This is a genomic window from Priestia sp. YIM B13490 (assembly GCF_042787735.1).
GTDB classification, from domain to species: Bacteria; Bacillota; Bacilli; order Bacillales; family Bacillaceae_H; genus Priestia; species Priestia megaterium.
Genome location: NZ_JBHZOT010000002.1, coordinates 587,514 through 599,263, shown reverse-complemented (window position 1 = coordinate 599,263; position 11,750 = coordinate 587,514). Strand labels below are relative to the sequence as shown.

At 37.1% G+C, this 11,750-nt stretch carries 7 protein-coding genes; 6 read left to right on the top strand and 1 reads right to left on the bottom strand.

Features of this window, described 5'->3' with window-relative positions:
• Positions 1–16: 16 nt before the first annotated feature.
• The gene (locus tag ACFX4R_RS08400) at positions 17–532 is read right to left on the bottom strand and encodes a GNAT family protein (RefSeq protein WP_013055642.1); all 516 of its coding nucleotides are present in this window, start codon (positions 530–532) and stop codon (positions 17–19) included.
• A 486-nt stretch (positions 533–1,018) separates the two neighbouring features.
• On the opposite strand from ACFX4R_RS08400, the gene ACFX4R_RS08395 reads away from it, so the two are divergent.
• The 6 genes from ACFX4R_RS08395 to ACFX4R_RS08370 are packed head-to-tail and all read left to right on the top strand — an operon-like array spanning position 1,019 to position 11,554.
• Positions 1,019–2,626, top strand: a complete 1,608-nt coding sequence (locus ACFX4R_RS08395) for a GGDEF domain-containing response regulator (protein WP_043980135.1) — start codon at positions 1,019–1,021, stop codon at positions 2,624–2,626.
• Positions 2,627–3,676: a HEAT repeat domain-containing protein gene (locus ACFX4R_RS08390; protein WP_377569348.1), complete on the top strand. Its 1,050-nt coding sequence runs from the start codon at positions 2,627–2,629 to the stop codon at positions 3,674–3,676.
• The gene (locus ACFX4R_RS08385) at positions 3,666–5,075 is read left to right on the top strand and encodes a glycosyltransferase family 2 protein (protein WP_043980132.1); all 1,410 of its coding nucleotides are present in this window, start codon (positions 3,666–3,668) and stop codon (positions 5,073–5,075) included. Before ACFX4R_RS08390 ends, ACFX4R_RS08385 begins: the two co-directional genes overlap by 11 nt.
• The gene (locus tag ACFX4R_RS08380; RefSeq protein ID WP_377569346.1) at positions 5,072–8,320 is read left to right on the top strand and encodes a hypothetical protein; all 3,249 of its coding nucleotides are present in this window, start codon (positions 5,072–5,074) and stop codon (positions 8,318–8,320) included. Before ACFX4R_RS08385 ends, ACFX4R_RS08380 begins: the two co-directional genes overlap by 4 nt.
• Before the next feature lie 2 nt (positions 8,321–8,322).
• Positions 8,323–8,691 carry a response regulator transcription factor gene (locus tag ACFX4R_RS08375; protein WP_025749698.1) on the top strand — a complete coding sequence of 123 codons (369 nt, stop codon included), beginning with the start codon at positions 8,323–8,325 and terminating at the stop codon, positions 8,689–8,691.
• Positions 8,681–11,554 (top strand): ATP-binding protein, encoded by a 2,874-nt coding sequence (locus ACFX4R_RS08370; RefSeq protein WP_377569344.1) that lies wholly within the window; start codon positions 8,681–8,683, stop codon positions 11,552–11,554. The genes ACFX4R_RS08375 and ACFX4R_RS08370 overlap by 11 nt, the downstream gene beginning before the upstream one ends.
• Positions 11,555–11,750: the final 196 nt, after the last annotated feature.

Here is an 11,750-nt window from a genome sequence, read left to right as displayed (position 1 = left end):
AGCGTCTGTTCGTTTTTTATTGATAAGCTGGAGTCCACTCAATTTCTCCGCACTTATTCGTATAATCAATATTCACCTCAAAGTTATGTTTTTCATAAAAATGAATCAATCTTTCGAGATGATCCCAATCGCGCTCAGCGATATCGCCTTTAATGACATGAACATTTTGATCAACCGCTACTTCTTTTAAATAATTCATACATACAGAGCCATATCCCTTATTAGCGGGCCCTTTAATGTCACCAATAAAAATCGTGTGATTATCTTCATATACGCCATCGATGGCAAAATCCCAAGCCCCTCTATAGGCTTTTGTACATTCATTTAGCATAATTTTACATGCGTTTCCGTCATTTTGTGCCGATACAATAACTAACTGATTATCTTCAGGCTGATCGACACCAATAACTTCATACTTTTTAGCAATTTCTTTTAAATTATCCTGCATGCGAAATAGCTGAAACTCTAAATCATCAAGTGTTTCTTTTAGTTCTTCTGCATTCTGGTTTTTTTCTGTAAGCTGAGTAAACATTTTATACTCCTTTCCGTCTGTTTTCGGTCTAAGTGCGCCTATGACAAAGAGGACACGGTGTATAAAGCGAAACTTTATTTAGCAAAGTATCTACCTTAGTAAAAATATAAAAAGGAAAGAACCTGATTTGATTGATTATTCATCAAAACGGCTGCTTTCCTTAGCATTCACTTTTAAATTTTTCACAACGTGTATAAGGGTAACAAAGACTCATTAATTTTGTCAATAAGGTTGTAGGTCTATTTATAAAGAAGATAACAGGTCATTTTACTTATTGGGTAGAAAAAATAATGGGTGAAAAAAGAATCATTTTAAAGTAAAATCATTGAAGGAAAAGTATGGTTAAAAAGGAATTGCTTTTCATTTGGAAAAAACATACTTAAAATACAAGTAAGAAAATATTTCATTTACTTACAAAATATTATAGAAAAATGGATGGAGTAATATGGGGTAAGTGTTAACTATATCGAACAAAGGGTGTATAAGATGGATAAATATCAAATTGCATTATTAGCTAATGTCCGCAAGCAGCTGCAAGAGTGGACCGATCAAAATGAAGAAATACCTCATGAAGAAGTGTACCGCTTTTTGCATTCAATTTCTGGAACGTCTGCAACCATTGGACTGAATTATTTAGGAGATCGTTCCCGCGAGTTAATGGAAGCTGTTGAAAAAAATCAGAAAAAAACCTGGGGTTACGCGGAGTTGAATACATTTTTATTAGATATTATTAAAATTTGTTATCAAGATGAAATTCAATCCGTAGAAGACATAAATAAACCGATAGAAATTAGTGAACAAACAGCGAATGTTTTACTTGTGGATGATGATCTTTCAATGCTGATGTATTTAAAAGAACAGTTTGAAAAACAAGGGTGGTACGTATTAGCAACTGCCTCTAAAGAAAAAGCCATTACGGCTTTTTACGAATTAAAGCCGGATTGTTTTGTTGTTGATGTACATATGAAAGACTGTACAGGCTTTGACATTCTTTCATTTTTACGTGATAAAACAAAGCAACTGTTCGTCCCCATTGTCATGATGAGCGTTGATAATCAAAGAGAGACGCGTTTGAAGGCTTTTAAATTAGGGGCCGATGATTTTTTTGTTAAACCTCTCGATATGGAAGAAAGTCTACTTCGAATTGGTCACCATATTGAACGAAAGCAGATGTTTAACTCCTATTTAATGTTTGATGAATTAACAGGAGCCTATAACCGAACGTATTTAAAAGAAATCTACAGTCAGCAGCTATCCAGCTACGACCGCTTAAAAGATCCTTTTTGTTTAGCGATTTTAGATTTAGATTTCTTTAAGAGAATAAATGATCGATATGGACATCTTATGGGAGACCGTGTGCTGCAAGCATTTGTAGAGTATATGAAGCATGAAATTCGTCCAACAGATTACATTTTTAGATATGGAGGCGAAGAATTTATTCTTTTACTGCCAAAAACCAATATAAAAGAGGCAGAAACAGTATTAAATAGACTGTTGGATTTCTTTGTGGAAAAAGTGTTCACACATCAAAGCAATTCGTTTTATTGCAGCTTTTCCGGCGGAGTTGTAGAAGTTCATAACACTGAATGGCCGTTAGAAAAAGCTCTTCATCAAGCTGATGAGGCATTATATATAGCGAAGGAATCAGGACGTCAAAAAATTGTAGCTTCTTCTCAAAGCAAGCTGGTTAAAAAGCGAACGCTTCGTATGGCTATTATTGATGATGATTCTATCATTCGAACGATGCTGAAAGAGCTTTTAAGTAAGATTGATGTAGGAGATCGCTATGAAGTGAAAATAGAAGTGTTCAAAGATGGCATTGAATTTTTTGAGTCTCAATGGATTCATTCTAGCGATCAGTACTTTGTTATTTTAGACGGAATGATGCCTAAAATGGATGGCTTAGAAGTGCTGCAAAAATTAAGACAGAATAAACGTTACGATCAGTATACGGTTATTATGCTTACATCAAGAAACAGCGAACAAGATATTCAAAGAGCATTAGAACTTGGGGCAGACGATTACATGACAAAGCCATTTAAGTTAATGGAGCTTGAAGCGCGCGTGCGTCATTTAATGAAGAAGGTGAAATAAATGGCGATGTCAATTCAAGTGGTATATGTCTTATTTGGCGGATTGCTATTGCTTTTAGTCTGTTTTCTGAGTTATTTACTTATTCAAAAAGCGCGTTTAAACGCTTTTCGAGCAAAAGTAGAATTCTATAAAGATAGTATGAAAGAATCTCTTTTTATTTATTTATACAGAAATGATGAAGAACATCGGTTAGAGCCTAAAAATAGAATAGAGCTGGCGGGTGTAGAGGAACTATTGAGCGGTTTTTCTACAGCTGTACAAGGCGATGAAATTCTAAATAACATCACGCTCTATGCGGAGAAGGTTTTTACACCCAAATATAAAAAAGAGCTGCATCATTCTAGATGGAGTGTCAGAATGAATGCCCTTTATGCTATTGAAGATTTTGGTCTAACTACGCTAACAGACCAATTAGTAGAAATGTATGAGAAAAAAAATAGTACAGCGGCTGAAAAAAATCAAATTTTAAAAATTTTAGTTAAGCTGAACCGCCCTGAGTTTGTTGTGTACATGACAAACGCTTCTAGACCGCTGTCTGAATTTATGTACCGCTCTTTGTTTGGAACTATGAACAGTGAGCAGTTTCAGCAATTTATTAATAAATTTGAAAATCTACAAGAAGAAATTCAGCTGCCTCTTATCGATATGATCGGTATCAATCATAAGTTAGAGTATATAGATTTCTTAAAAATGCACATGAAAAGTTCATCAGAAGAACTGCGAATTCGTACATTGAAATCACTTAATGCTTTATCTTTTCCATTAAGAATAGAGGAGCTCACGAACCATCTTCAGTCAGGTATTTGGCAAGAAAGAATGATGGCTACAAAACTAATAGGCAAAACGAGAGATGAGAAGGGATTGTCACTTCTTGAGCAGTCGCTAAAAGATTCTCATTTTCTTGTGCGTTCGAATGCTGCTCAGTCAATGATGAAAATCCCAACAGGTAAAGAATACTTAGTTCAAGTATACAAAACGACTGATGACAAGTTTTCGAAAGATATGGCAGCAGAATGGCTTGAAAAAGGAGGAGTTACGGTTGTGGAATAGTGTTTGGCATCTTTTATTGTCCATTTGCGGATGGGCTGTATTTGCTTATATGATTTTTGTGCTTTGTTTTTATTTTATGATGTTTATCATCTCTGCTTTTCAACTGCGAAAGCAATATCAATTAAATGATGAAGAACCTTATGAAGATTTGCTTGCGGTTAGCTATACAACACCGTTATCTATATTAGTTCCCGCTTATAACGAATCTGTCGGGATTATTGGAAGCGTGCGTTCGCTGCTTGGAATTGAATATCCGGAATATGAAGTAATTGTAGTAAACGACGGATCTTCAGATGATACGTTAGAAAAGCTAATCGAGGAGTTTTCTCTTGTGAAAATGAATCGAGTTGTGAGAAAGCAAGTAGAGACGAAAGAAGTAAAAGCTGTATATCGTTCTAAATTATACGATTATTTATATGTAGTCGATAAACAAAATGGGGGAAAATCAGATGCATTAAATGCAGGAATTAATTTATCCAACTATCCTTATTTTTGTTCGATCGATGGCGATTCAGTGTTAGAAAGAGATGCTTTTTTAAAAGTTATGAAGCCAATTATTGATTCAGACGGAGAAGTAATTGCTTCAGGGGGAAGTATTCGAATTGCAAATGGATGTAAAATCGAAAACGGTGCGGTCGTATCGATTGGACTTGATACACAGCCGCTTGTTGTGATGCAGATTATTGAATATTTACGTGCATTTCTTATGGGACGCATTGGTCTCAGTCGCCATAATTTATTGCTTATTGTGTCAGGAGCATTTGGCGTATTTTCTAAACGCTGGGTGATTGAGGCTGGGGGTTATTCTCACACGGTCGGCGAAGACATGGAGCTTGTTGTTCGCCTGCACCGACTGATTAAACAGAAAAAAACCAACAATCAAATTGTTTATATTCCAGATCCCGTATGCTGGACAGAAGCACCCGATGAAATCAAATATTTGCGAAGACAGCGGAACCGCTGGCACCGCGGTTTATTTGATAGTCTTTGGAAGCATAAAGAGATGCTGTTTAATCCGAAATACGGAAGCATCGGAATGATTTCTATGCCTTATTTTGTGTTTATTGAACTAATCGGACCGGTCATGGAAATGTTAGGCTATTTGTTTATTGTTATTTCTCTAGTTGTAGGCGGGATTTATGTAGAATTTGCTTATTTGCTTTTTCTTTTAATGGTTGTATATGGTTCTCTTTATTCAATGGCGGCCGTTTTGCTAGAAGAGTGGAGCCTTCGTAAATATCCAAAAGTATCCGATATTGCTAAGCTATTTGTCTTTTCCCTGACTGAATCCTTTTGGTATCGCCCACTAACTGTTATATGGCGCTGTCATGGATTGTTGGATGTTATTCGCAATAAAAAAGGCTGGGGAGACATGCAGCGAAAAGGAGTTTCACAATGAAAAAATGGTTATTAATCGGCGGCATTATTTTGGTTATGGCGATAACGGCTTCTCCATTTCTTATTTGGCAGCTAAAGAAACCAACTGATTTGAATATGCTTGTTATTGATAAAACAGTGCCAGATCAAACGTTTCGAGAGCATCAAGGCTTAATGTGGATGCTGAATCAAGCGAAAGTACGCAAAGACGGGAAGCCTTATGAAATCTCAAAAGATTATGCAGGGTTTTACCCAAAAGGAGATAAAACATACAGCATTAAATCTCTGCCAAAAACAAACTCTGCAGATATGATTTATATCACCGACACGTATGGTGTATACAAAGAAGATTTAGGCGTAAAAGCTAAAAGAGGAGATCGCTCTCAATTGGTGTATGGCGGCATGACTTCTGAAGACGTGAGCTACGTTAAGAAAGCGCTGAATGGACGTACAAACACGCTGATTGGAGAGTTTAATACATTTGGAAGCCCTACTTCTTTAGACGTTCGCAAAGAACTGTATGAATTGTACAATGTTACGTGGTCTGGCTGGATTGGTCGCTACTTTGAGGAATTCGGCAGTGAAGAAGTTCCTGCTTGGGTGAAAAGTGCTTACAAAAAGCAGTACAACAAAGAGTGGAGCCTTACAGGAAAAGGCTTATTATTCGTTAATGAATCCAATAAGCTCGTTATTATAACGGAAAAAGAATTAAAAGAAAATCCAGTATGGTTTCAATATACAAAACAAGGAAATAAAACATTGAATTTACAGGATGAATCTGCTTATCAATATTGGTTTGACGTAATTACACCCCAGCAAAAAAGTGATGTGCAGGCTCAGTTTGTCTTTCACTTGGATTCTGAAGGAGAAAACAAGCTAAAGGAAAATGGTATCCCTTTGTCCATACCAGCAGTCGTTCATCATAATAAAGAGCGATATGATACCTATTACTTTGCAGGAGATTTTGCAGATCAAGGAGAAGTACCTTCCATTTATCAAACCTCTTTTTACCCGGTGTGGAAGAAATGGACAGAGAAAATCGGAAAAGAAGATGAGTCTTCTTTTTACTGGACTGTTTATCTGTCTCTTATGAATAAGATCATAGATCAACAGCAAAATGAATCTCAGCCTGCTTCTGTTACTTTTAATGAAAATATGGAAATCTATGAAGATGCTGACCGTAAAGTAGCAGGGAAAGTAGGAAAAGATTATTTGCAAGTTTATCAAAATGGCAAGTGGCAAGATTTGCTGATTAAAGGAGTAAATATGGGCATTAGTAAGCCAGGATATTTCCCCGGTGAGACTGCTATTTCGAAAGAAGAATATTTGCGCTGGTTTAAAGAAATTGGAAAGATGAATGCCAACTCAATCCGCGTATACACCATTCATCCTCCCGCCTTTTATGAAGCGCTTGCTGAGTATAATCAAAAAGCCAAAGAACCCATTTATCTTTTTCATGGAGTATGGGTAAATGAAGAAGTTTTCTATGATTCACAAGATGCTTTTGCAAAGGAAAATACAAAAGAATTTGAAGCTGAAATGAAAAGGATTGTAAACGTTATTCACGGAAAGGCAACACTGCCAAAGCGGACGGGACATGCAAGCGGAACGTACACAGCAGACGTGTCTCCTTATGTTTTAGGATGGATTATAGGAGTTGAATGGGATCCCACGGTAGCTCTTTCGACAAATGAAAAACATAAAGGAATGAAAGATTTTAAAGGGCAGTACATCTATACCGAAAAAGGCAACCCTTTTGAAATTTGGCTTGCTCAGCTTATGGAAAAAACAATTTCCTATGAGCAGGATAAATATGATTGGCAGCGGCCTATGAGCTTTACGAACTGGGTGACGACGGATTTGCTTACTCATCCATATGAACCTTCTGAAGACGAAGATAAAGTGTCCGTTAATCCTAATTTAATTCACACAACTAAAAAATTTGAGCCGGGCTTATTTGCCTCTTATCATATTTATCCGTACTATCCTGACTTTTTAAACTATGAACCTCGTTATCTCGCTTATCGAGATCATCGAGGAGAGAAAAATAACTACGCAGGCTATTTGCAAAATATGAAAGAAGTTCATCATATGCCCGTTCTTGTTGCTGAATTTGGTATTCCGGCTTCGCGAGGACTCACCCATAGAAACGTATACGGGTGGGATCAAGGCTTTCACACGGAACAAGAACAAGGAAAGATTCTGTCACGCTTATACGAAGACATTGTCGAAGAAAAAATGGCTGGCGGTATGGTCTTTACATGGCAAGATGAATGGTTTAAGCGAACGTGGAATACGATGGAGTACGACAATCCGAACCGAAGGCCATTTTGGACGAATTTGCAAACGGGAGAGCAGCATTTTGGACTGCTGAGTTTTGATCCAGGAACGAAGCTGAAAGTCAAAGTAGACGGTAAATCAGATGATTGGAAAAAGCTGAACAGCAAGTCGGTATATAAGCCGTCTAAAAAGTTAAAAGCATTGAACATTACAAGTGATGAAGGTTATCTATATCTACAAGTGAGTGCAAAAGAACTGGAAGATCAAAAGCTTTATTTCTTGTTTAACACGATTAACAATCAGGGACAGTCAAAGATTCCTCAAATTCCTTCCTTAAAAACAAAAGGAATTGATTTTGTAGCAGAATTAAACGGGAAAGAAGACAGTCATTTATGGATAGACAGCTATTACGATACGTATTATTTTTCATATGCTCATCAGCTTCAAATGATTCCGGCCGTAAAAGGAACCGATACGAAAGACAACGGCATGTTTAATCCAATCAGGCTCGCCCTTAACAAAGAGTTAGCGATTGGAGAGGGGAAAAACAAGAGAACCATTCCTTTTGACGCCTATGAAACTGGGAAGCTCCAAGAAGGAAACAGCGATCCTAACTCTTCATCATTTGATTCGCTAGCAGATTTTAAAGTAAATGAATCAAGTGGAATTGCTGAACTTCGCATTCCTTGGGCGCTTTTAAATGTAAAAGACCCGAGTCAAAAAGAAATAATGGGAGATATTTGGTCCAAAAAAGGATTAGAATCCAGCAAGAAAATAAAAGGGATTCAAGTGGGAGTCGTAGCTGTTAATAAGAAGAGCAATGACGTAGAAGATACGTTTCCGACTCAGAAAAAAGGAGAACTTTTATTAAAAGATTTTTACTTATATAAGTGGAGAAATTGGGAGTATCCAACTTTTCATGAACGAATAAAGCCGTCCTACTTCATATTGCAAAAAACGTATGGACGACTACAAGCGGAGGAATAACAATGGCAAAAATTTTATTAGCAGAAGATGAAGAAGTGCTTCGTATGCTAGTGGTAGATACCCTTGAAGATGAAGGACATGATGTGACGGAAGCAGAAAATGGCGAAGAAGCTTTGGAATTTATTAAAGAACGTGATTTTGACTTAATTATTTTGGATTATATGATGCCCGTGTTCACCGGGCTTGAAGTCATTCAACAGCTGAAAGAAATGAAAGATAAGCGCCATACAAAAGTATTGATGCTTTCAGCTAAGAATCAAGCTGCTGATCAAAGCCGAGTGTTAGAAGCAGGGGCTGCGTATTTTATGTCTAAGCCGTTTAGTCCCCTATTGCTAGCCGAACGTGTCGAGGAAATTTTAGATGAACAATAAACTAAAACGAAAAAGTATCTCAATCCAGTTCATCCTCTTAGCAAGTATCCTTTTACTTGCTTTTGCGGCGGGTTCAACTGTACTTGTTGTACGGCAAAAAGAAATTACAGCTGATTATGCCCAGTACAGGGCACAAGTACGGGAAAAGGCACAGCTGCTATCTACAATTGATAAATCAATGAACAAGGCTTTTTTGCAGGCTCGTGGGTTTATTGCATTTGATTCAGAGGATATGTATAACGAGGCTGCAAGTCAGCAAAAAATTATCGAAGAAAATCTTGATCGACTTTCAGGTCTAGCCGCAGATAGACGTGAGCGTACGTTTGTAAATGAAGCGACGGTGATGCTAAACACGTATTTTAATCAAACGCTTCCTTATTTTAAAGATATTTACGACAAAAAAGGTATTGAAGGAGTCCGCTCTAGTCCTGAGCGGAAGGCTGCTTCTAAATCAATAGAACAAATGCAAAAAGAACTTGATGACTACCAAAAGGAATTAACTAAAGACTTAAATACACAGTACGATGATACGTCGAGTGACATGCAGAAAAGTCAAACGCTCTTTATTTTATTTTTAGCGTTTACAGTGGTCATTTTATTATTGCTTACACGGGTACTGCTAAATAAGTTTGTAAAGCCGCTGAGTCAGCTCGCATATACGGCAAGCGAAATTGCTGCCGGAAAAGAAATGCCTATGACATTTGATGAACATAGAAGAGATGAAATTGGTATGCTATCTCAAGCCTTTTACAAAATGGTATCGACTTTGCAAAATAATGAACAGGAGTTAACGGCTCAAAATGAGGAGCTGATTGCACAGCAAGATGAATTGCACAGTCAGCAAGATGAACTTCAGCACGCGTTAGAATTGACCAAGGAACGAGAAGGGGAGTTAGAATTGCGCAATTTATTTGTGCATGGACTAACAAATTCTCTTCACAAGCAAGAGGTTCTCACGAGTGCTGTCACAAACATGAGCCGGGTGATGAAAGCTGATCACGGGTTTATTATGCTAGCCGATGAAAAGACACATGCTTCATTTGGTCTATCTTCATCAAGTGTTCAACAGATGGTGGTAAATCTTCATAATAATTACGTTGATCATGTGCAAAAGACGAAAAAATGTATGGTAGTAAAAAGAGAGTGTATAGAACATGAGCGCCTATATCATCAGCAAACGTTTTATTTGTATGATGTTATCGTACCGGTGCTCTCTTCACAGGGAGATATGCTAGCCTATATGTTTTACAGCCGCTACGCGGATGAATACACAGAACATGAATTACAGACATTTGAAATACTGGCAAAACAAATTACGATTGCCCTTGAAAAAATTTATATTTACGAAGAGTCTGAGCATGACCGATTGCTATCTCAAGATATTTTAAATTCGATTCAAGAAGGAATGCAGCTTGTAGATACAAGCGGTACGATTCTACAAGTGAATACGAAGATTAGCGAATTGTTTCAATATGAGCATCAAAGCGGGCTTCTTCAGCTCTCTTGCAATCAATGGCTAGATGCTCTTTCTCAAAAAGTGGAAAATATACAGCAGCTGAGACAATACGTTGAAGCCATTTGTAAGGGAGAGCAAGTAGAAAAGTCTTTTGTTTATTACCTGCACACGGAAGGTAAGCGAAAAGTTATAAAAGTTTATAGCGAATACGTATATCGAAACCGTCAGATGTTTGGCGTATTGTTCGTTCATCGGGATATTACGAAAGAATTTGAAGTTGATCAGATGAAGTCGGAATTTGTAAGCACTGTGAGTCACGAACTGCGCACACCTTTAGCAAGTGTATTAGGGTTCACTGAGCTTATGCTAAACAAAACATTAAAAGAAGAAAGACAGAAGAAGTACTTAACTACTATTTATCAGGAAGCACAGCGGTTAACATCTTTAATCAACGATTTTCTGGACGTCCAAAGAATGGAAGCGGGGAAACAAACCTACGATAAAAAGTATCAAGACATTCTGCCGCTTATTAAGCAGGTGATTGAGGTCCAGAAAATACAAACAAGTAAGCACGAATTTGATATGATTTCCGATCAAGAGCATTTTACAGTAATGGGAGATAAAGATAAGCTGCTGCAATTGTTTAATAATGTAATTAGTAATGCAGTGAAATATTCCCCCGATGGAGGGAACGTTACAGTTAAAGTGTATCAAAAGGAACACGCTGTTTATATTGATATTCAAGATGAAGGGATTGGTATACCAAATAAAGCGCTAGGTCAATTGTTTACCAAATTCTACAGAGTAGATAACTCCGATATGCGCAAAATTGGCGGAACAGGTCTAGGATTAGCAATTGTAAAAGAAATTGTAAAAGCTCATGGCGGAGACATTACTGTACAATCGGAATGGAAAAAAGGAACAACATTCACGGTTGTTCTCCCGCTTCTATATGAAGTTCAGTACGATGAAGAGATGATAAATACGAATGATAGCCGTAAAAGCGTAGTGATTGTAGAAGATGATAAAAGTTTAGCGACGCTTTTACAGGTAGAATTAAAAGAAAGCGGTTTTCACGTTCGGTATTTTAACAATGGAGAAGACGCATTAAACTCTATTCATCAGCAAAAGCCTGAAGTGGTTGTTCTAGATATTATGTTAGGAGAAAATAAGTTAGACGGCTGGGATGTTTTAAGACAGCTCAAAGAAAATACAGAGACAGAAAAAATTCCTATTTTAATCTCATCTGCTTTAGACGAAAGAAGCAAAGGGTTAGAGCTTGGAGTGTGTGAGTTTCTGATTAAACCCTATCAGCCTAGTAAATTATCCAAAACGATTCTCCAGCTGCTTTTGAAAAAACAAGAGCACGAAGGAGAAATTATGATTCCATCAGATAAAGAAGAGTAGAAATTTGGTGAGGCTTCGTTATATTTACGGAGCCTCATTAAACGAAAAGAAAATTAGCAAAGTAATATAAAAAACATTGAAAACGCTATCAAAATGTGGTTTTATAGAAAGTAGGCATAACATGATGACCTTAGAATTACCTTTTTCCACCTCCTTACATGCGTAAGGAGGCTTTTTTGTATAAATATAGTAAGAT

Coding starts and splice junctions, on each gene's coding strand:
- ACFX4R_RS08370 (WP_377569344.1), top strand. CDS start 8,681: ATGAACAATAAACTAAAACGAAAAAGTATCTCAATCCAGTTCATCCTC.
- ACFX4R_RS08390 (WP_377569348.1), top strand. CDS start 2,627: ATGGCGATGTCAATTCAAGTGGTATATGTCTTATTTGGCGGATTGCTA.
- ACFX4R_RS08400 (WP_013055642.1), bottom strand. CDS start 532: ATGTTTACTCAGCTTACAGAAAAAAACCAGAATGCAGAAGAACTAAAA.
- ACFX4R_RS08380 (WP_377569346.1), top strand. CDS start 5,072: ATGAAAAAATGGTTATTAATCGGCGGCATTATTTTGGTTATGGCGATA.
- ACFX4R_RS08395 (WP_043980135.1), top strand. CDS start 1,019: ATGGATAAATATCAAATTGCATTATTAGCTAATGTCCGCAAGCAGCTG.
- ACFX4R_RS08375 (WP_025749698.1), top strand. CDS start 8,323: ATGGCAAAAATTTTATTAGCAGAAGATGAAGAAGTGCTTCGTATGCTA.